A 20,419-nucleotide genomic window follows, 5' to 3' on the forward strand; every position below is an offset into this window, starting at 1 on the left:
TTGCCGGTCGGCCGTTCGTGCGTCTGTTCGCCGGACCGGCGCGCGCTGGCGCGCGAGCCCGGCGTCGGGCATCAGCCCAGCTTCTCGGTCAGCTCGGGAACGGCCTGGAACAGGTCTGCGACCAGTCCGTAGTCGGCCACGCCGAAGATCGGCGCTTCCTCGTCCTTGTTGATCGCGACGATGACCTTGCTGTCCTTCATGCCGGCCAGGTGCTGGATCGCGCCCGAGATGCCGATCGCCACGTAGAGCTGCGGCGCGACGATCTTGCCGGTCTGGCCGACCTGCCAGTCGTTCGGCGCGTAGCCGGCGTCGACCGCCGCGCGCGAGGCGCCCATCGCGGCGCCCAGCTTGTCGGCCAGCGGCTCGAGCAGCTTGAAGTTCTCGGCCGAGCCCATGCCTCGGCCGCCCGACACGACGACCTTGGCGGCGGTCAGCTCGGGGCGGTCGCTCTTGGCGATCTCGCGGCCCACGAAGCTCGACTTGCCCGAATCGGCGACCGCGTCGATCTTCTCGACGGCGGCCGAACCGCCGCTGGCAGCGGCGGCATCGAAGGCGGTGCCGCGCACCGTGATCACCTTGACCGCGTCGGCCGACTGCACGGTGGCGATCGCGTTGCCCGCGTAGATCGGGCGGGTGAAGGTGTCGGGCGACTCGACGCTGGTGATCTCGGAGATCTGGGCCACGTCGAGCAGCGCCGCCACGCGCGGAAGGATGTTCTTGCCCGAGGCGCTGGCCGGGGCGAGGATGTGCGAGTAGCCGCCGGCCACCGCTACGACCTGCGCCGCCACGTTCTCGGCGAGCTGGTCGGCAAGGTGCGGGGCGTCGGCCACCAGCACCCTGGCCACGCCCGCCGCCTGCGCGGCGGCCTGGGCCGCGGCGTCGCAGCCGGAGCCGGCGACCAGCACGGTGACGTCGCCGCCGCACTGCGCGGCCGCGGTGATCGTGTTCAGCGTCGCCGGCTTCAGCGTCGCGTTGTCGTGTTCGGCGATAACGAGGACTGCCATGTCGTGCCCCTTGTTCAGATCACTTTCGCTTCGTTCTTCAGCTTGTCGACCAGCGCGGCGACGTCGGCCACCTTGATGCCGGCCTTGCGACCCGGCGGCTCGCTGACCTTCAGCGTCTTCAGGCGCGGCGCCGGGTCCACGCCCAGGTCGGCCGGCTTGACGTTGTCGAGCTGCTTCTTCTTGGCCTTCATGATGTTGGGCAGCGTCACGTAGCGCGGCTCGTTCAGGCGCAGGTCGGTGGTGACCACCGCGGGCAGCGAGATCTCGACCGTCTCCAGGCCGCCGTCGACCTCGCGGGTGACCTTCGCCTTGCCGTCGGCGATCTCGACCTTCGACGCGAAGGTGGCCTGGGGCATGCCGGCCAGCGCGGCCAGCATCTGGCCGGTCTGGTTGGCGTCGTCGTCGATCGCCTGCTTGCCCAGGATCAGCAGCTGCGGCTGCTCCTTGTCGACCAGCGCCTTCAGCAGCTTGGCCACGGCCAGCGGCTGCAGCTCGGCGTCGGTTTCGACCAGGATGCCGCGGTCGGCGCCGATGGCCATCGCGGTGCGCAGCGTCTCCTGGCAGGCCGCCGGGCCGCAGGACACCGCGACGATCTCGGTCGCCACGCCCTTCTCCTTCAGGCGCACGGCCTCTTCGACAGCGATCTCGTCGAACGGGTTCATCGACATCTTGACGTTGGCGATGTCCACACCGGTCTGGTCGCTCTTGACGCGAACCTTCACGTTGTAGTCCACCACTCGCTTGACGGGGACGAGAATCTTCATCGAGGCCTCACGAAGTCGGTTGGAGGGGAAAGGGTCGATTTTACAGGCGGCGGCCCTGCCGACGGGTCCCGGCGGCGTCAACCCTGGTTGACAGTTCGATTATCGCGGTGCAACATCCGCATGTCAACCAAAGTTGACGCAAAGAGCACGAACACCGGGAAGGATCAGCCGATTCCGGACCGGAGACCGCCGCCCCCTTTCCGGAAGCAGCCCCGCCCGCCGTGTCCGCCAACCTGAAACAGCTGCTGATCGCGCGCTCGGACTGGTTCGCGCGCGAAATCATGCGCGCGGTGAAGGCCGGCGAGCACGCGTACATCACCCCGGCGCAGAGCCGCCTGCTCGCCCACATGGCCGGGCGGCCCGCCAGCATGGCGGAACTCGCGCGCCAGCTGGCGATCTCGCGCCAGGCGGTGCACAAGACCGTGGCGGAACTGGTGCGCCGGGGAATCCTCGAAGTTCGCGACGACCCCGGGCGCGGCAATGCCAAGCTGGTCGTCTACACCGAGAAGGGCCGGCAGGTGAACCGGGCCGGCGCGAAGATCATCGAGCAGATCGAGCAGCGCCTCGCCCGCCGGCTCGGGCCCGACGGCGTCGAGAAGCTCAGGGAGCTGCTTTCGGCCGACTGGGAATGAGCCGCCCGCCGGGCGTTCGGTCGCCCTCGCGTTCCCTTGCCCGGGCCGGCTCCCTGCCGGCGTCCGGCGCCGGCGCAGGCCTCAGCCCGGCTTCCAGTCCGGTGCCCGCTTCTCGATGAAGGCCTGCACCCCCTCGAGGGCGGCCTCGTCCATCATGTTGCAGGCCATCGTCTGGCCCGCAAGCTGGTAGGCCGCCTCGATGCCCATCTCCAGCTGCCGGTAGAACAGCCCCTTGCCGGCGGCGATCGCCACGGCGGGCTTCGCGCAGATCGAGGACGCGATCCGCGTGATCTCGGCATCGAGGTGGTCGGGCGGCACGACCGCGTTGACCAGCCCCTTGTCCTTCGCCGCCCAGGCATCGATGAACTCGCCGGTGACCAGCATCTCGAAGGCCTGCTTGCGGCCCAGGTTGCGCGACAGCGCCACCGACGGCGTCGAGCAGAACAGCCCGAGGTTGACCCCGGACACCGCGAACCGGGCGCCTTCGGCGGCCACCGCCAGGTCGCACATCGCGACAAGCTGGCAGCCCGCCGCGGTGGCGATGCCGTGCACCCGCGCGATGACCGGCTGCGGCATCCGCTGGATCGTCATCATCATCCGCGAGCACTGCGCGAACAGCTTCTGGTAGTAGTCGAGCGACGGCTGCGCGCGCATCTCGCGCAGGTCGTGGCCGGCGCAGAAGGCCTTGCCCGCCGCCGCGATCACGACGACCCTGACCGCCGGGTCGGCAGCAGCCCGCTCGAGCTCGATCTGGAGCGCGGACATCAGCTCCGACGACAGCGCGTTGAACTGCGCCGGGCGGTTCAGCGTCAGCGTCAGCACGCCGCCGTTGCGCGAGGCGAGCACCGGCGCGTCGGCCGGCGCGCCCTGCCCTGCTGAAGGTACTGCGGACATTCTCCTGTCTCCCTGTTGGCTGGATTGCGGACCAGGTGCCGGCGCCCGGGCGCGCCTTGCGCCGTCGCCACGACGGACTGCCGCTCGCACCGGTCATCGCACCGATTATCGGCGCGCCGCGGCCAATGGCCAACCCGCGAGACCCGCGGCACGATTCGCGCCGCCGCCGCGGTTTACACTCGCCCCGACTCTCCCCACTCAGGAACTTCCCCGGATGCTCGAGCGGATACAGGCGGTCGCCGCCCAGGTCGGCTCGGTCGTCGTGGGCAAGCAGGCCCAGATCCGGCTCGCGCTGGCCTGCCTGCTCGCGCGCGGCCACCTGCTGATCGAAGACCTTCCCGGCGTCGGCAAGACGACGCTGGCCCACGCGCTGTCGATCTCGCTGGGGCTTCAGTTCAAGCGCGTGCAGTTCACGAACGACCTGCTGCCGGCCGACGTGGTCGGCGTCACCGTGTTCGACCGGGACAAGTCGGCCTTCGTGTTCCACCCGGGGCCGGTCTTCTCGCAGGTGCTGCTCGCCGACGAGATCAACCGCGCCTCGCCCAAGACGCAGTCCTCGCTGCTCGAGGCGATGGAGGAGCGCCAGGTGTCGATCGAGGGCAGCCCGCACCCGCTCCCCGACCCGTTCTTCGTGATCGCCACGCAGAACCCGCAGGACCAGATCGGCACCTTCCCGCTTCCCGAGTCGCAGCTCGACCGCTTCCTGATGTGCATCGAGATCGGCTATCCGGACCCGAAGTCCGAGCGCGCGATCCTCGAGGGGCAGGACCGCCGCGCGATGCTCGACACGCTCGCGCCCGCGATGACGCCCGCGCAGCTGCTCGACGCGCAGCGCCTGGTGCGGCAGATCCGCTGCGCGCCGCCGCTGATCGACTACATCCAGAACCTGCTGACGCACAGCCGCCGCAGCGCCGCGCTCTCCGAGGGCCTGAGCCCCCGCGCCGGCCTCGGCCTGATCCAGGCGGCGCGCGCCTGGGCCATGCTCGACGGCCGCAACCACGTGCTGCCCGAGGACGTGCAGGCGGTTCTCACCTCCGTGGCCGGCCACCGGCTCAGGCCGGCCCGCGGCGTTGCGACCTCGCACCGCGCCCGCGCGGAGCTGGTGGCCGAGCTGATCAAGGCGGTGCCGGTTCCGTGACGACGGCCCGGTCGTCCGACCCGGCGAGCCAGCCGGGCTGGCTCGCCCGGCTCGTCGCCGCCAGGCATCGCCCGGTGGCCGGCGACCACCGGCTCGGCCAGCGAAACGTGTACGTGCTGCCGACCCGCGCGGGGCTGCTCTTCGGCGCGGTCGTGTTCACGATGCTGGTCGCCTCGATCAACTACCGGCTTTCGCTGGGGTACGCGCTGAGCTTCCTGGTGGCCGGCGTCGCGATCGTGGCGATGCTGCAGACCTGGCGCAACCTGTCCTCGCTGGTGCTGCGCCCCGGCCGCGCCGAGCCGGTGTTCGCCGGCGACTTCGCCACGCTCACCGTGATCGTCCGCAATCCGGGCAAGGTCGAGCGCTTCGCGCTCAGCTTCGTCGCGCCCGGCATGGCCAGCCCCGAGGACTTCGACGCCAGCCCCGGCGCCGAGCAGATCGTCTCGCTCGCGCTGCCCGCCACGGAGCGCGGCTGGCATCCGGTGCCGCGGCTGCGGCTGGAAACGCGCTTCCCGCTGGGGATCTGGCGCTCCTGGACCTGGTGGCAACCGGCCTTGCGGGTGCTGGTCTACCCGAGGCCCGAGCCCCCGGGCGCCCCGCTGCCGGCGCGGCTGGCCAGCTCCGGCGACGGCCAGGCGCGCGGCGGCGGCGAGCAGGACCTCGCCGCGCTTCGCCCCTGGCAGGAGGGCGACTCGCCTCGCCGGATCGCGTGGAAGGCGATGGCGCGCACGGCCTCCGAGGACCTGATCGTGCGCCAGTACGAAGGCGGCGACCTCGGCGAGCTGGCCCTCGAGTGGTCGCAACTGCCTGCCGGCTGGGACGACGAGCGCAAGCTCTCGAGGATGACCCGCTGGGTGCTCGACGCGGACGCGCTGGGCGTGCCCTGGGCGATGCTGCTGCCGGGCGTCTCGATCGGTCCCGACGCGGGCCCGTCGCATCGCGAGCAGTGCCTGCGCGCGCTGGCCACCTGGGGGCTGCCGGGCGGCGGGCGGGAGTCGGCAAGGTGAACCGCTGGATCGGGTTTCGGCTCTCGCTGCGCGCGCTGGGCGGACGCCTGGGCGACCAATGGGAGCGCGACCGCCGCGACACGCTTTTCCTGATGCTGCCGGTGTTCGTGGCGGTGCTGCCCCACTTCGGGTGGATGCCCTGGTGGGTCGGCGCCGGCTTCGTCGTGCTGTTCGCGTGGCGGCTGGGCCTGCTGTTCTCGGGTCGCGGGCTGCCAGGGGCCCCGGTGCGCTGGGCGGGCGCGGTGGCCGCCACCGCCGCGGTCTGGGCGCACTACGACACGCTGGTCGGGCGCGAACCGGGTGTCGCGCTGCTGATCCTGTTCCTCGGCCTGAAGCTGATGGAGATGCGGGCCCGCCGCGACCTGTTCGTCGTGATCTTCCTGTCGCTGTTCCTGCTGCTGGCCGCCTTCCTGGATTCGCAGTCGATCGGCACCGCCGCGCTGGTGCTGGCCGGTTTCGCCGGGCTGCTCGCGGCGATGCTCACGATGCAGTACCGCCGGCACGAGGCCCCGATCGCCGGGCGAATGAAGGCGGTCGGCGTGCTCCTGCTGCAGGCGCTGCCGCTCGCCGCGGTCTTGTTCGTGCTCTTTCCGCGCCCCGGCGGCCCGCTGTGGGGCATGCCCTCGGACGCGGCCCGCGCCCGAACCGGGCTCAGCGAGACGATGACGCCCGGCGAGTTCTCGGAGCTCGGCGAGTCCCCGGAAATCGCGTTCCGCGTGCGGTTCGAGACGGCGATGCCGGCGCCGGCGCAACTGTACTGGCGCGGCCCGGTGTTCGGCGACTTCGACGGCAAGACCTGGCGAGCGCTGGGTCCCGGCTCCGCCGCGCAGGTCGTGCCGCCGCCCCGGCCGCAGGTCCGCCACGCGCCCGACGCCACGGTGACCTACGAGATCACGCAGGAGCCGTCGGCGCGCAACTGGATGTTCCCGCTCGAGATGCCCGTCTCGGTCGAACCGCCTCAGGGCCTGGCCGCCTCGCTGCTGCCCGACCTGCAGTTGGTCGCTTCGAGGCCGCTCGGCGCGCGGACCCGCTATCGCGTCGAGTCCTCGCTCGCGTGGCAGGCCGGCCTGAACGAAACGCGCACCTCCCTGCAGAACTGGCTCGGCCTGCCGCCCGGATTCAACCCCCGCACGCTGGAGATGGCCGCGCAATGGCGCGCCGAAACGCTCGCCGCCGCCAGCCGGGACGGGCGCGTGCCGGCGCGCGGCGAGCCCGCGCTCGACCGCCTGCTCGTCGACCGGGCGCTCGCGATGTTCCGGGAGCAGGACTTCCGCTACACGCTGCAGCCCCCGCTGCTGGGGCGCGACAGCGTCGACGACTTCCTGTTCGGCACGAGGGCCGGCTTCTGCGAGCACTTCGCCGGCGCCTTCGTCGTGCTGATGCGCGCGCTGGACATCCCGGCGCGCGTGGTCACCGGCTACCAGGGCGGCGAGCGCAATCCGGTCGACGGCTGGTGGCTGGTCCGGCAGGCCGATGCGCACGCCTGGGCGGAGGTCTGGCTCGCGGGCAGCGGCTGGACGAGGGTCGATCCGACCGCCGCGGTCGCGCCCGAACGGATCGAGCGCGGCGTGCGGCTCGAGGCGCAGTTCGCCGGCCTGCCCGGGCTCGACGCCGCCACGCCGCTGGTCGACGCACTGCGCTTCCGGCTCGATGCGCTGGGCAATGCGTGGAACCAGTGGCTGCTGTCCTACGACCGCGGCAAGCAGCGCCGCCTGCTCGAGCGGATCGGCCTGGAGGCCGACGACTGGCGCGCGATCGCCGGTCTGCTGGCCCTGTCGCTGACCGCGATCGTGGGCGCGATCGCCGTGCTCACGCTGCACCCGCGCCGCGCGCGCGATCCGGTCGAGCGTGCCTGGGACGACTTCTGCCAGCGGCTCGCGGTGACCGGCCTGCCGCGGCAGCCTCACGAGACGGCCAGCGCCTACCTGGGGCGGGTCGAGCGCCTGGTCGAGCCCGAGCGGATCGGCGAGGCGCGCCGCATCGTGGCGCTGTACAACCGCCTGCGCTACGGTATCGCCGAAGGCGCGGAAACTGCTCCGCGCGAGCACGTGCGACACTTGCAGCAATGCGTACGCCGGTTCAGACCCTGAGAGCTTTCCTGCCCCGCCTCTTCGCCGCCGCCTGCATGGCGCTCGCAGCGGGTTGCGCGAGCCCGCCCGAGGCCGTGGCGCGCGACTACCCGGCGCGGCCCGAGGTGCGCGCGTTCATGGAGGCGCTGGCCGAGCGCCACGCCTTCGACCCGTCGGCGCTCGACGAGATCTTCGCGCGAGTGCGCCGCAGCGATGCGGCGATCCGCCTGATGACGCCCGCCCCGCCCACGGTCAAGCGCTCCTGGAAGGTCTACCGCTCGCGCTTCATCGACGACACCCGGATCTCCGCGGGCGTGCGTTTCTGGCGCGAGCACGAGGACGTCGTCGCGCGCGCCTCGAAGCGCTACGGCGTTCCCGAGGAGATCATCGTCGCGATCATCGGCGTGGAAACGGTGTTCGGGCGCATCACCGGCGACCACCGGGTCATCGACGTGCTCACGACGCTGGCCTTCGACTACCCGAGGCGCGCCGACTACTTCCGCAGCGAGCTCGAGCAGTACCTGCTGCTGACGCGATCGGAAGGGCTGGACCCGCTGTCGGTGCGCGGCTCCTACGCCGGCGCGATCGGCCTGCCGCAGTTCATGCCCGGCAGCATCCGGCGCTGGGCGGTCGACTTCGACGGCGACGGCCGGATCGACCTGCGCGAGAGCCCGGCCGACGCGATCGGCAGCGTCGCGAACTTCCTGGCCGAGCACGGCTGGGTCGCCGGCGAGCCGATCCGCTACGCGGCCCGGATCGCGGACCCCGACCGGCTGTCGCCTCTGATCGAGGCGGGCATCACGCCGGTGTTCACGATCGAATCGCTGCGCGACTACGGCGTGACCAGCCGCGACCCGGTCTCCTTCGACACGAAGCTCGCGCTGATCGACCTGCCCAACGGCGACGAGGCCCCGGACTTCTGGCTTGGCGCGAAGAACTTCTACGTGATCACCCGCTACAACCGCTCGAGCTTCTACGCCTCGGCGGTGATCGAGCTGGCCGAGGCGCTGCGCGACGCGATCGGCCGCTGAGGCCTCGCGCCGGGGCCGCTGCCGCGCGCAAGGCGCGCCCTCCCCCGCTACTCCTCGAGCGCGCGCACCGGCATCCGGTTGCGGATCGCCATGACCACGCCGGTCGAGACGATCAGCGCGAGCCCGAGCAGGGCCGGCAGGTCGGGGAACTGGCCGAAGAAGACGAAGCCGAAGACCAGCGCGGACGCCGCGTGCGCGTAGCCGTAGGGCGCCAGCGAGGAAGCCGACGCGATCTCGTAGGCGCGCACCAGCATCAGGTGGCCGAGCGCGCCGATCGCGCCGGTGGCCACGAACATCAGCGCGTCGAGCGGGCTGGTCGGCAGGCTCCACGCGCCGGGCGCGAACAGCGACAGCAGCGCGGCCGCGACCGCGCCGCCGATGAACAGCGTGGCCAGGCCGTTGTCGACGCCGCTCAGTTGCCGCGTCAGCAACTGGTAGCCCATCGCGAACACCGCGGTGAGCACCGGCAGCAGCGCCGCCCAGCCGAACAGCGCGCTGCCCGGCCGCACGATCAGCAGCACGCCGGCGAAGCTCGCCGCCAGCGCCCACCAGGTCCCCGGCGGGGTGCGCTCCTTCAGCCACCAGACCGCCCCGGCGGTCACCAGCACCGGTGCGATCGCGACGATCGCGGTCGCCTCGGCGAGCGGCAGGAAGGCAATGCTCGAGAAGAAGCAGATCGACGACATCCCCAGGCAGAGCCCTCGCGCCACCTGCAGGCCGGGGCTGCGGGTCACGAACAGCCTGCGCCCCATCGTCGGCGCGAACACGGCGACCATGATGACCACGTGGAACACGTAGCGCGCCCAGGCGACCATCATCGGCGAGTGGGTCTGCGACAGGTGCTTGGCGATGCTGTCGAGCAGCGAGAACATCACGCAGGCCCCGACCGCCAGCAGCACGCCGCGCAGGGGCGCGCGAAGCGGCGCGCCGATCGCAGCGGCGGCCGGCGCCGGTTGCGCCGGCGCCTCGGCGCGCGCGACCGCCTCGGCCGGCAGCGCGGGCGCGCCATCGGGCGCGAGCACCGGGCCCGCGATCGCGGCGGCGCGCTCCTCGACCTGCGGCGCCTCGCGCTCGACCGCCGGCGCAACCGGCGCCGCCCGGCCGCGCAGCGCCATCGTCACGCCGGTCAGCGCGATCAGCCCCATGCCGGCCAGCGCGACCAGGTCCGGGAAGTTGCCGAACACCAGCCAGCCCAGCGTGAGCGCCGCCACGATCTGCAGGTAGATGAAGGGCGCGAGCAGCGAGGCCGGCGCCCGCTCGAACGCGCGCACCAGCAGCAGGTGGCTGAAGGCGCCCATCGCGCCCATCGCCAGGAACAGGCCCGCGTCGGCCCAGCTGCGCGGCCACTCCCAGAAGAACGGGGCGACGAAGCTCGCGAGCACGGTCGCGACCAGCGCGCCGATGAACAAGGTCGACAGGCCGTCGTCCAAGCCCGCCAGCTTGCGGGTGAGCAGCTGGTAGCCGGCGAAGCAGAAGGCGGTGGCCAGCGGGAACAGGGCCGCCACGCTGAACACCTGCCCGCCGGGGCGCACGATCAGCAGCACGCCGGCGAAGCTGACCGCCAGCGCCCACCAGGTGCCCGGCGGCGCGCGCTCGCGCAGGAAGCGGCGCGCGAGCAGGGTCAGCAGGATCGGCGCGATCATCGTGATCGCCGAGGCCTCGGCCAGCGGCATCAACGAGATGCCCGACACGAAGAACAGCGTGGACATCGCGAGCACCACGCCGCGCGCGACCTGCAGGCCCGGACGCTTCGTGGCGACCAGCCGGGGCCCCATCCGCGGCCACAGCAGCGCGACCATGATCGCCACGTGGAAGAAGTAACGCGCCCAGATGACCAGCGGCAGCGGGTAGGTCTGGGTCAGGTGCTTGGCGAACGAATCGAGGATGGAGAACGACGAGACCGCGGCGACGACCAGCAGGATGCCGACGAAATGCCGGCCGCGTTGCGCGGCGTCGCTCACGCCGGGAACACGCCGGTCGACAGGTAGCGGTCCCCGCGGTCGCAGACGACGAAGACGATCGTCGCGTTCTCCACCTCTTCGGCGATGCGCAGCGCGATGCAGCAGGCGCCGGCCGCCGAGATGCCGCAGAAGATGCCCTCCTCGGCGGCCAGCCTGCGCGCCATCTGCTCGGCGTCGGCCTGGGTGACCGACTCGGTCCGGTCGACGCGCGCGTGGCGGTAGATCTTCGGCAGGTACTCGACCGGCCACTTCCGGATCCCGGGGATCGACGAACCCTCTGCCGGCTGCGCGCCGACGATCTGCACCGCCGGGTTCTTTTCCTTCAGGTAGCGCGACACGCCGGTGATCGTGCCGGTGGTGCCCATCGCCGACACGAAGTGGGTCACCTGGCCCCGTGTCTGCTCCCAGATCTCCGGGCCGGTGGTCTCGTAGTGCGCCGCCCAGTTGTCGTCGTTCGAGAACTGGTCGAGCACCTTGCCCTTGCCCTCGGCCTGCATCCGGTCGGCCAGGTCGCGGGCGCCTTCCATGCCCTCCTTCTGGCTGACCAGGATCAGCTCGGCGCCGTAGGCCTTCATCGATTGCCTGCGCTCGACCGACAGGTTGTCCGGCATGATCAGCACCATCCGGTAGCCGCGGATCGCCGCCGCCATCGCGAGCGCGATGCCGGTGTTGCCCGAGGTGGCCTCGATCAGCGTGTCGCCGGGCCGGATCTCGCCGCGCGCCTCGGCGCGCGCGATCATCGCCAGCGCGGGCCGGTCCTTCACCGAACCGGCCGGGTTGTTGCCCTCCAGCTTGCCGAGGATCAGGTTGCCGCGCGCCTCGTTGGCGGCGCCGGGCAGGCGCTGCAGGCGCACCAGCGGGGTGTGGCCGATCGTGTCTTCGATCGTCGGATAGCGCGGGCGTTCGATCATGTTGGAAATCCGTTCTCTCGCCGCCGACCCGACGGGGCGGCGGTTCAGTGACTGACGGCCGGCTCGCCGGGCAGCATGGACACGCCCGGCAGCCCGGCCTGCAGGATGGCCTTGCGAAGCGCCTCGATCGCCGCGCGCCGCGAGTAGCTCTTGCGCCAGACGAGCGACACGCGCCGGTAGGGCTCGGGGCGCTCGAACGGCAGGTAGGTGAGCAGCCCGTCGTCGCTCAGGTCGGGCCGGGCCATGCGAGGCAGCACGGTGACCCCGATGCCCGAGGCGACCATGTGCCGGATCGTCTCGAGCGACGAGCCCTCGAAGGTCTTCTGGATGCCGGCGCTCGCCTGCGAGAAGCGCGACAGCTCGGGGCAGACCTCGAGCACGTGGTCGCGGAAGCAGTGGCCGGTGCCCAGCAGCAGCATCGTCTGCTCCTTCAGCTCCTCGGACCGGATCGACTTTCGCTTCGCCCACGGGTGGCTCTTCGGCACGGCGACGATGAAGGGCTCGTCGTAGACCGCCTGGGTGACCAGGCCCGCGTCGTGGAAGGGGTCGGCGAGGATCGCGACGTCGATGTCGCCCTGCCTGAGCAGCTCGAGCAGCTTGGTGGTGAAGTTCTCCTGCAGCAGCAGCGGCATCTGCGGCGCGTCCTCGATCATCCGCTTGACCAGGTGCGGCAGCAGGTAGGGACCGATCGTGTAGATGACGCCAACGCGCAGCGGGCCGGCGAGCGGGTCGCGCCCCTGCGCGGCGATCTCGCGGATCGCGTTGCTCTGCTCGAGCACGTGCTGCGCCTGCTCGACGATCTGCTCGCCGACCGGCGTGACGGTGATCTCGCCGCCCCCGCGCTCGAACAGTTGCACGCCGAGCTCGTCCTCGAGCTTCTTGATGGCGACCGAAAGCGTCGGCTGGCTGACGAAGCAGGCTTCCGCGGCGCGGCCGAAGTGGCGCTCGCGCGCCAGGGCCACGATGTACTTGAGTTCGGTGAGCGTCATGGGGTTGCGGCGATGATAGCAAGCCGCCCGGCCGGGCCCGTGGCTCGGGCATACTTTGGCCATGGATCCGGAACAGCCCCTCGCAGCGCTGCCGGCCGCCCTGGCGGCCCGCGCGAAACTGATCGCCCTCGACTGGGGCACCACCTCGCTGCGCGGCTGGCTGCTCGACGATCGCGGGCAGGCGCTCGATCGGCGCGAAGCGCCGCTGGGCATCCTGAACGTGCGCGACGGCCGCTTCGCCGAGGCCTTCGAAGCCCTCTGCGCGCCGTGGCTCGCCGCCCGCCCCGACCTGCCGGCGATCGCCTCGGGCATGATCGGCAGCCGCCAGGGCTGGCGCGAGGCGCCCTACGTGGCCACGCCTGCCGGCTTCGACGCGCTGGCCGCCGGCCTGCTCGCCCTCGACGATGCGGCCGGGCGGCGTTTCCGGATCGTTCCCGGGCTGGTCGACCGTCCGCCCGGCGGGTCGCCCGACGTGATCCGGGGCGAGGAGACCCAGGTGTTCGGCGTGCTCGGCGCAGCCGCCACGCAGAGCGAAGCCGGGGACCGCCGGCTGTTCCTGCTGCCCGGCACGCACAGCAAGTGGGTCGAGACCCGCGGCGCGTCCGTGGCCGGGTTCCGCACCTGCATGACCGGCGAGCTCTACGCGGTGCTGCGCCAGCATTCGATCCTGGGCAGGCTCTGCGAGGAGCCCGAGTCGCCCGACGCCCCGGGGCCGCTGTCGGCCTTCGACGACGGCGTCGAGCGCGGGCTGGCCGACCCGGGTGCGCTGGGTCACCTGCTGTTCACCGTGCGCTCCGAGGGGCTGCTCGGCCAGCGACCGCCCGATCACCTGCCCGGCTACCTGTCGGGCCTGCTGATCGGCGCCGAGATCGGCGACGCGCTGAAGGCCTTCGCGAGCGCCGGCCCGCCCTGCGTGATCGCTTCGCCGGCGCTGGCCGCGCGCTACCTCCGGGCGCTGCACCGCGCCGGGGTGCCCGCCACCGCCGCCGAAGGCGAACCCGCCCGAGCCGGCCTGTTCGCGATCGCGGCGCACGCCGGGCTCGCGGGCTGATCCCCCCGCCTTGCTTCGCCGCCGCCCCGCCTCGCCTGCCCCCTACCGACCCGAGACGAGACCGACCGTGACGACCGCCGACCATCCGCAACTGCGCGACGCGCTCGAAGCGCTGCCGCTGGTCGCCATCCTGCGCGGCCTCACGCCGGCCGAGGCGCCTGCGATCGGCGACGCCCTGCGCGAGGCCGGCTTCCGGCTGATCGAGGTGCCGCTGAACTCGCCCGAGCCGCTGGCCAGCATCCGGCTGCTGGCCGAGCGCCTGCCCGACTGCGTGGTCGGCGCCGGCACCGTGCTGCGGGCCGCCGAGGTGCGCGCGGTGCGCGAGGCCGGCGGCGGCCTGATCGTGTCGCCGAACTTCGATCCGGAGGTGGTCGAAGAGTCCGTGGCCCTCGAGCTGCCGTCGGTGCCGGGCGTGGCCACCCCGTCCGAGGCCTTCGCGGCGATCAAGGCCGGCGCGGCGGCGCTGAAGGCCTTCCCGGCCGAGGGCATCCCGCCCGAAGTGCTGAAGGCCTGGCGCGCGGTGATCCCGGCCAGTGTGCCGATCCTGCCGGTCGGCGGCATCGTGCCCGAGAAGCTGGCCGCCTATCGGGTGGCCGGTGCTTCGGGCTTCGGCCTGGGCTCGGCGCTGTACCGGCCCGGCGACGACGCGCGCGCGGTCGGCGAGCGCGCCCGCCGCTTCGTCGCCGCCTGGGATGCGGCCAACGGCCGGTTCACCGCCTGAAGCGGGTCATCCCCGGCGGTTGCGCTGCTCGATCTCGTCGTGGCGCCGGCGCACCTCGTCGGGCCAGGTCGACCTGATCCACGCGAGCACCGCCCAGATCTCCGCGTCCGACAGCCTGCCTGCGTAAGCCGGCATGTCGCTCTCGTAGCCGGCCGGCGCGTAGGCCTGCACGCCGTGCTTGACGATGCCGAACAGCACCGCCGAAGGGTGGTGCCAGGTGTGGCCCGACGCGTCGTGCGGCGGCGCCGGCAGGCGCCCGTTCGGCAACCGCCGCTGCCAGTCGGGCTGGCCTTCGAGCTGCGCGCCGTGACAGCTCGCGCAATCGCGGCGGTAGACGTCCTCGCCCAGTGCGAGCACGCGCGGATCGGTCGTGTCCATCGCGCTCGCGGCGGTGCTGCCGAACTGCCACCAGCCGAGCCCGGCGACCGCCGCGACCAGCAGGCCGCCGGCCGCCAGTCGCAGGACCTTGCCCCCCAGGCGTCCTCGAGTTCCGTCGTTCATCGATTCGTCTTTCCGTGAATTGCGGGGGCCGCTGCCCCCGCCCGGCCCGCCGTCGCCAGCCGATCGAGCGGTGCCGCCAGCCGATCGAGCGTCGCAGTCATCCGGCGCGCCGGAGACGCAACGCGTTCCCGACCACCGAGACCGAGCTGAAGCTCATCGCCAGCGCCGCGATCATCGGCGACAGCAGCCAGCCGAACACCGGATAGAGGACGCCGGCCGCGATCGGCACGCCGAGCGCGTTGTACACCAGCGCGAAGCCCAGATTCTCGCGCATGTTCCGGACGGTCTGCTCGGAGATCGCTCTCGCCCGGGCGATCGCCCGCAGGTCCCCCTTCACCAGCGTGACATGGCCGGCATTCATCGCCACGTCGGTGCCGGTGCCCATCGCGATGCCGACGTCGGCGCGCGCAAGCGCGGGTGCGTCGTTGATGCCGTCGCCGGCCATCGCGACGCGGCTGCCGCTCGACTGCAGCCGTTCCACCAGCGCCACCTTGTCCTCGGGCCTGACTTCGCCGTGGACCTCGTCGATCCCCAGCCTCTCGGCGACCGCGCGCGCGGTCGTCCATCCGTCGCCGGTCGCCATGACCACCTTCAGGCCGGCCTCGTGCAGCAGGGCGAGCGCCTCCGGGGTCGACGCCTTGAGCGGATCGGAAACCGCCAGGAGCCCGGCGAGCTCGCGGTCGACCGCCAGGTGCATGACGCTCGCGCCCTGCCCGCGAAGCGCCTCGGCCTGCGCCGACATCGACTTCCACGAAACGCCCTCGTCGTCCATCAGGGCGCCGTTGCCCAGCGCGACCCGCCGCCCGGCCACCCGGCCGCGCACGCCGACGCCGCTCGACGATTCGAAGCCTTCGACCGCGTCGAACGCGAGGCCGCGTCGCCGCGCCTCGGCCACGATCGCCTGCGCGAGCGGGTGCTCGGCGCCCTGGTCGAGGCTTGCCGCGATCCGCAGCACCTCCTGCTCGTCGCGCCCCGGCGCGGGCACGACGCGATCGAACGCCGGCCGACCTTCGGTCAGCGTGCCGGTCTTGTCGACGACCAGCGTGTCGATCCGCCGGAACGATTCGATCGCCGCCGCGTCCCGGAACAGGATTCCCTGGCGGGCGGCGTTTCCCGTCGCGACCATGATCGACATCGGCGTGGCCAGCCCGAGCGCGCAAGGGCAGGCGATGATCAGCACCGCCAGCGCGTTCAGCGTGGCGAAGACCCACGCAGGCTCGGGACCGAGCCAGCCCCAGGCCAGGAAGGTCGCGACCGCGATCGCGACGACCGCCAGCACGAACCAGCCGGCGACCCGGTCGGCCATCCGCTGCATCGGCGCCCTGGAGCGCTGCGCCTGGGCGACCATCGCCACGATCTGGGAGAGCATGGTTTCGGCGCCGACCCGCTCGGCCTTCATCGTCAGCGTCCCGCTTGTGTTCAGCGTCGCGCCCACCACCTTGTCGCCGGCGCGCTTGGCGACGGGAATCGGCTCGCCGGTCAGCATCGATTCGTCGACCGGGCTCTCGCCGTCGACGACGGTGCCGTCGACCGGCACCTTCTCGCCCGGGCGCACGCGCAGCACGTCGCCGACGTGGACGTGGCCAAGGGGCACGTCTTCCTCGCTGCCGTCGGGCGCGATCCGGCGCGCGGTCTTCGGCGCCAGCCCCAGCAGGGCCTTGATCGCGGCCGAGGTCTGCCCGCGGGCCTTCAGCTCCAGGACCTGGCCCAGCAGCGTGAGCGACACGATGACCACCGAGGCCTCGAAGTACACCGCGACCCGCCCGTGGGCCTGGAAGGACGCCGGGAACAGCCCCGGCGCGACCTTGGCCGCGACGCTGTAGACGAAGGCCGCGCCCACTCCGAGCGCGATCAGCGTCCACATGTTCGGGCTGACGTTGCGGATCGACTGCGCGCCGCGAACGAAGAACGGCCAGGCGGCCCAGAGCACGACCGGCAGCGACATCGCCAGTTCCACCCACGAGCGCATCGACGGGGACGCGAGCGCGAAGCGGTGGCCGAACATCGCGAGCACGGCCACCGCCACGGTCAGCGGCAGCGTCCACCAGAAGCGGCGAGAGAAATCGCGCAGCTCGGGATCGTCGTCCTCCCCGAGGGCGGGCAGCAGCGGCTCGAGCGCCATGCCGCAGATCGGGCAGCTCCCGGGTCCGGGTTGCCGGATCTGCGGGTGCATCGGGCAGGTGTAGACCGCCGCGGCGGCCTGCCCCGCCGCGTCGCCGCCCGCCTCGCCCTGGCCCCTGGAACCACCGGTCGAGGCGCGCGGGCCCGTTCGATGTCTGTGCTCGGTCATGGCCTTTTCACCTTGCGCCCCAAGCCGACAAGGATCAAGATTGACGCTTTCGACAGTGATTGTCATCACGAGCCCGCGTACCCGGCGATGGCCTTCGGCCGGCGTCCCGCCTTCAAGGCTCGTTCCGCTCTGGCGACGCTTCCACTGGCGCCAGACGCCCGTCCCACCTTCCGACTGCCGGCGGGACCGCGCTCACTCCTCCCAGGCAGTCGCGGCGACTCGAGCCGGTCCGTGCCTGTTCCGGCGACTCGGGGCGCCCTACAGGAGACGAACATGAAACGCTTGTTCCTTGCATCGGCGCTCGCGCTGGCCGCCGGCATTGCCGCCGCCCAGCCCGCGCCGGATGCTCAGGCCCCCGGAATGATGGGTGGCTACGGACCCGGCTACGGCATGGGCCCCGGCATGATGGGCGGCTACGGGCCCGGTTACGGCATGGGCCCCGGCATGATGGGCGGCTATGGCCCGGGTTACGGCATGGGCCCGGGCGCGCGCGGCGGCTACGGCCCCGGCTACCACATGGGGCCCGGCGGTCGCGGTGGCTGGGGACCGGGAATGATGGGCGGCTACGGCCCAGGTTGGGGAATGGGGCCCGGCATGATGGGACCGGGAATGATGGGCGGCTGGGGCGCCGGCATGATGGGCCCCGGCATGATGGGCGGCTGGGGCTCCGGCATGATGGGCGGGGCCGGCTTCGGGATGATGGGGCTCGGTGCGGGGCGCGCGCTGTGGCTGCCCGATCTGAACGACAAGCAGCGCGCCGAGCTCTCGAAGATCCAGGACGAGACCCGCCGCAAGCAGTGGGAGATCGCCGGCAAGATGCAAGACGAGATGGCGAAGATCCGCGACGCGATGGACGCCTCGGGCAAGCGCGACCGCGCCGAAGTGATGGCGGCGTTCGACCGCATGACCGCGCTGCGCAAGCAGCGGCTCGAGATCGCGCTCGACACCGCCGAGCGCGTCGACCAGGTGCTCACGCCGGAGCAGCGCGAGAAGCTGCGCCGCTGGGGTCCGTGGTGGGGTCCCGACGGCGAGGGTCGCCAATGATGTGGGGCGGCGGCATGTACGACGGCGGCTGGGGCATGGGCTGGGGCATGATGGGCATGCTCCACGGCCTGCTCTGGCTGGTGCTGATCGTGCTGGGCATCTTCGTGCTGGCCCGCTGGCTGCGCAGCGATTCCGCTTCGCCGGGCGGCGGGTCGGAGAGCGCCCTGGACATCCTGAAGAAGCGCTATGCGCGCGGCGAGATCGGCAAGGAAGAGTACGAGGAGAAGAAGCGCGACCTGAGCGCCTGAGCAGGCGCGGCCCGTGCGGCAGCGCCCCTCAGGCCTTCAGGAACTCCTCGCGCCCGCCGAGCCAGCGCTCCAGGTGGGCGTCGACCGCGGCCGGATCCTCGCGCAGCATCCGGTCGGCCGTCTCCCGGGCGATCGCGACCAGCTCCGAATCGCGCTCCAGGTCGGCGAAGCGCAGCAGCATCTGGCCCGACTGGCGCGCGCCGAGCAGCTCGCCGGGCCCGCGCTGGACCAGGTCGCGGCGCGCGATCTCGAAGCCGTCGGTCGTCTCGTACATCGTGCGCAGCCGCTCGCGGGCGGTCGCCGACAGCGGGTTGCGGTACATCAGCACGCAGAAGCTCTCGGTGCTGCCCCGGCCCACCCGCCCGCGCAGCTGGTGCAGCTGCGCGAGGCCGAAGCGCTCCGCATGCTCGATTATCATCAGCGACGCGTTCGGCACGTCGACGCCGACCTCGATCACGGTCGTGGCCACCAGCACCTGGATCTCGCCGCGCACGAAGCCGTCCATCACCGCCTGCTTGTCCGCGGGCGCCATGCGGCCGTGCACCAGCCCCACCCGGATCGGCGCGAGCTCCTCGGTCAGCCGGGCGTGCGTGTCGATCGCGGTCTGCAGGTCCAGCGACTCGCTCTCCTCGATCAGCGGGCACACCCAGTAGACCTGGCGCCCGGCGGCCGCGGCGGCTCTCAGCCGATCGATCACCTCGTCGCGCCGCGCCTCCGAAACGAGCTTCGTGACGACCGGCGTGCGGCCGGGCGGCAGCTCGTCGATCACCGACACGTCGAGGTCCGCGTAGTAGGACATCGCCAGCGTGCGCGGGATCGGGGTGGCGCTCATCATCAGCTGGTGGGGCAGCAGGCGGGTGCCGGCGCCCGGCCCGCCCGCCGTCGCCGATCCGGCTGCCGCACCAGCCGGGTTCTCGAGCTTCGCGCGCAGCGCCAGCCGCTGCGCGACGCCGAACCGGTGCTGCTCGTCGACGATCGCCAGCCCGAGCCGCGCGAAGCCCACCGTGTCCTCGATCAGCGCGTGCGTGCCGACCAGCAGGTCGACCTCGCCGGCCGCAACCGCGGCGCGCACCGCCTTCTTCTCCGACTCGCGCAGCGAGCCCGACAGCCAGGCGATCCGCGCACCGATCGCCTTCAGCCACGGTTCGAGCTTGCGCAGGTGCTGCTCGGCGAGCAGCTCGGTGGGCGCCATCATCGCGGCCTGCCAGCCGCTGCCGATCGCCTGCGCGGCAGCCAGGGCCGCGATCACCGTCTTGCCGCTGCCCACGTCGCCCTGCAGCAGCCGGTTCATCGGCTGGGCCCGCGCCAGGTCGGCCGCGACCTCGGCCCAGGCGCGCTGCTGCGCGCCGGTGAGCCGGAAGGGCAAGGCGCCGAGCAGCTTGCCGACGGCGTCGCGCGAGGCCAGCGCAGGCGCGGCGAGGCTTGCCCGGGCCGCGCGCGCCCGCTTCAGCGACAGCTGCTGCGCGAGCAGCTCGTCGAAGATCACCCGACGCCACTCCGGCGTCGCGCGCTCCTGAAGCGCCTCGAGCGACACGCCCGGCGCCGGCTGGTGCAGCGCGCGCAGCGCGTCGGCCACCTGCGGCAGGCCGAGCCGACGCACCACGTCCGGCGGCACGGTCTCGGGCCATGCGAGCCTCCTCAGCGCGCCCAGCACCGCCGAGCGGATCCTCGCCTGGCCGATCCCGGAGACGGTCGAGTAGACCGGTGTCAAGCGGTCGGGGACCGCCTCGCCCTCGTCGACCAGCCGCCAGCGCGGATGGACCAGCTCCAGACCGAACAGGCCGCCCCTCGCCTCCCCGTGGGCGCGCACCCGCCGGCCGGAAGAGAACTGCTTGAGCTGCGAGCCCCAGAAGTTGAAGAAGCGCAGGTCGATCCGGTCGCCGGCATCGTCGCGCAACTCGACCAGCAGCATCCGCCGCGGCCGCGGCACGATCTCGGTCCGCGCGACCCGGCCCTCGACCTGCACCGTCTCGCCGGGCCGCACCTCGGCGACCGGCACGATACGGGTCTCGTCCTCGTAGCGGATCGGCAGGTGAAGCGGAAGGTCCTGCTCGCGGCGGATGCCGAGCTTGGCGAACGGCAGTGGTTCGGCCGACCGGGAAGGGCCGGATCGCGGCGGCTTCGAGGACACGGGGTTCGGGCGCGGCGCGCGGCCGCGCCGGCC

At 72.4% G+C, this 20,419-nt stretch carries 18 protein-coding genes; 9 read left to right on the forward strand and 9 right to left on the reverse strand.

Annotated features, from left to right (window positions below; all coding sequences use genetic code 11):
• Nucleotides 1-71: 71 nt before the first annotated feature.
• Both M6I34_RS04825 and M6I34_RS04830 read right to left on the reverse strand, forming a co-directional pair.
• A complete protein-coding gene (locus tag M6I34_RS04825; protein ID WP_272484566.1) occupies nucleotides 72-1,004 on the reverse strand; it encodes an electron transfer flavoprotein subunit alpha/FixB family protein in 933 nt (310 codons plus the stop codon).
• Between the two features lie 14 nt (nucleotides 1,005-1,018).
• A complete protein-coding gene (locus M6I34_RS04830; protein WP_272484567.1) occupies nucleotides 1,019-1,768 on the reverse strand; it encodes an electron transfer flavoprotein subunit beta/FixA family protein in 750 nt (249 codons plus the stop codon).
• 221 nt (nucleotides 1,769-1,989) lie between these two features.
• Between M6I34_RS04830 and M6I34_RS04835 the strand changes: the two genes are divergently transcribed.
• Complete coding sequence (locus tag M6I34_RS04835; RefSeq protein WP_272484568.1) at nucleotides 1,990-2,400, forward strand: MarR family winged helix-turn-helix transcriptional regulator; 411 nt, start codon at nucleotides 1,990-1,992, stop codon at nucleotides 2,398-2,400.
• Between the two features lie 81 nt (nucleotides 2,401-2,481).
• Here the strand turns inward: M6I34_RS04835 and M6I34_RS04840 are convergent, their stop codons facing one another.
• The gene (locus tag M6I34_RS04840) at nucleotides 2,482-3,294 is read right to left on the reverse strand and encodes an enoyl-CoA hydratase (protein ID WP_272484569.1); all 813 of its coding nucleotides are present in this window, start codon (nucleotides 3,292-3,294) and stop codon (nucleotides 2,482-2,484) included.
• A 214-nt stretch (nucleotides 3,295-3,508) separates the two neighbouring features.
• Between M6I34_RS04840 and M6I34_RS04845 the strand changes: the two genes are divergently transcribed.
• The 4 genes from M6I34_RS04845 to mltB are packed head-to-tail and all read left to right on the forward strand — an operon-like array spanning nucleotide 3,509 to nucleotide 8,539.
• On the forward strand, nucleotides 3,509-4,432 hold the full coding sequence (locus M6I34_RS04845) for an AAA family ATPase (protein ID WP_272484570.1): 924 nt from the start codon (nucleotides 3,509-3,511) through the stop codon (nucleotides 4,430-4,432).
• Complete coding sequence (locus tag M6I34_RS04850; RefSeq protein ID WP_272484571.1) at nucleotides 4,429-5,439, forward strand: DUF58 domain-containing protein; 1,011 nt, start codon at nucleotides 4,429-4,431, stop codon at nucleotides 5,437-5,439. Before M6I34_RS04845 ends, M6I34_RS04850 begins: the two co-directional genes overlap by 4 nt.
• Nucleotides 5,436-7,529, forward strand: a complete 2,094-nt coding sequence (locus tag M6I34_RS04855; protein WP_272484572.1) for a transglutaminase TgpA family protein — start codon at nucleotides 5,436-5,438, stop codon at nucleotides 7,527-7,529. The genes M6I34_RS04850 and M6I34_RS04855 overlap by 4 nt, the downstream gene beginning before the upstream one ends.
• Nucleotides 7,505-8,539, forward strand: a complete 1,035-nt coding sequence (gene mltB, locus M6I34_RS04860; RefSeq protein ID WP_272484573.1) for a lytic murein transglycosylase B — start codon at nucleotides 7,505-7,507, stop codon at nucleotides 8,537-8,539. The genes M6I34_RS04855 and mltB overlap by 25 nt, the downstream gene beginning before the upstream one ends.
• Before the next feature lie 47 nt (nucleotides 8,540-8,586).
• Here mltB and M6I34_RS04865 read toward each other — a convergent pair whose 3' ends face one another.
• From M6I34_RS04865 to M6I34_RS04875, 3 genes are read right to left on the reverse strand one after another with little or no spacing between them, the layout of a single operon-like run.
• On the reverse strand, nucleotides 8,587-10,500 hold the full coding sequence (locus tag M6I34_RS04865; protein ID WP_272484574.1) for a DMT family transporter: 1,914 nt from the start codon (nucleotides 10,498-10,500) through the stop codon (nucleotides 8,587-8,589).
• A complete protein-coding gene (gene cysM / locus M6I34_RS04870) occupies nucleotides 10,497-11,411 on the reverse strand; it encodes a cysteine synthase CysM (RefSeq protein ID WP_272484575.1) in 915 nt (304 codons plus the stop codon). The genes M6I34_RS04865 and cysM overlap by 4 nt, the downstream gene beginning before the upstream one ends.
• A gap of 44 nt (nucleotides 11,412-11,455) precedes the next feature.
• Complete coding sequence (locus tag M6I34_RS04875; RefSeq protein ID WP_272484576.1) at nucleotides 11,456-12,400, reverse strand: LysR substrate-binding domain-containing protein; 945 nt, start codon at nucleotides 12,398-12,400, stop codon at nucleotides 11,456-11,458.
• Between the two features lie 61 nt (nucleotides 12,401-12,461).
• Between M6I34_RS04875 and M6I34_RS04880 the strand changes: the two genes are divergently transcribed.
• Together M6I34_RS04880 and M6I34_RS04885 are read left to right on the forward strand one after the other, a co-directional pair.
• Nucleotides 12,462-13,451, forward strand: a complete 990-nt coding sequence (locus M6I34_RS04880; RefSeq protein ID WP_272484577.1) for a 2-dehydro-3-deoxygalactonokinase — start codon at nucleotides 12,462-12,464, stop codon at nucleotides 13,449-13,451.
• A gap of 67 nt (nucleotides 13,452-13,518) precedes the next feature.
• Nucleotides 13,519-14,172: a 2-dehydro-3-deoxy-6-phosphogalactonate aldolase gene (locus M6I34_RS04885; RefSeq protein ID WP_272484578.1), complete on the forward strand. Its 654-nt coding sequence runs from the start codon at nucleotides 13,519-13,521 to the stop codon at nucleotides 14,170-14,172.
• A gap of 6 nt (nucleotides 14,173-14,178) precedes the next feature.
• Here the strand turns inward: M6I34_RS04885 and M6I34_RS04890 are convergent, their stop codons facing one another.
• Entirely contained in the window at nucleotides 14,179-14,673 is a 495-nt protein-coding gene (locus M6I34_RS04890) for a c-type cytochrome (RefSeq protein ID WP_272484579.1), read from the reverse strand.
• 97 nt (nucleotides 14,674-14,770) lie between these two features.
• The gene (locus M6I34_RS04895; RefSeq protein WP_336254414.1) at nucleotides 14,771-16,963 is read right to left on the reverse strand and encodes a copper-transporting P-type ATPase; all 2,193 of its coding nucleotides are present in this window, start codon (nucleotides 16,961-16,963) and stop codon (nucleotides 14,771-14,773) included.
• A 273-nt stretch (nucleotides 16,964-17,236) separates the two neighbouring features.
• Between M6I34_RS04895 and M6I34_RS04900 the strand changes: the two genes are divergently transcribed.
• A complete protein-coding gene (locus tag M6I34_RS04900; protein WP_272484581.1) occupies nucleotides 17,237-18,007 on the forward strand; it encodes a Spy/CpxP family protein refolding chaperone in 771 nt (256 codons plus the stop codon).
• On the forward strand, nucleotides 18,004-18,255 hold the full coding sequence (locus M6I34_RS04905) for an SHOCT domain-containing protein (protein ID WP_272484582.1): 252 nt from the start codon (nucleotides 18,004-18,006) through the stop codon (nucleotides 18,253-18,255). The genes M6I34_RS04900 and M6I34_RS04905 overlap by 4 nt, the downstream gene beginning before the upstream one ends.
• Nucleotides 18,256-18,283: 28 nt before the next feature.
• Here the strand turns inward: M6I34_RS04905 and recG are convergent, their stop codons facing one another.
• On the reverse strand, nucleotides 18,284-20,386 hold the full coding sequence (recG, locus tag M6I34_RS04910) for an ATP-dependent DNA helicase RecG (RefSeq protein WP_272484583.1): 2,103 nt from the start codon (nucleotides 20,384-20,386) through the stop codon (nucleotides 18,284-18,286).
• Nucleotides 20,387-20,419 lie beyond the last annotated feature (33 nt).

The organism is Zeimonas sediminis (assembly GCF_023721795.1).
Classification (GTDB): Bacteria; Pseudomonadota; Gammaproteobacteria; order Burkholderiales; family Burkholderiaceae_E; genus Zeimonas; species Zeimonas sediminis.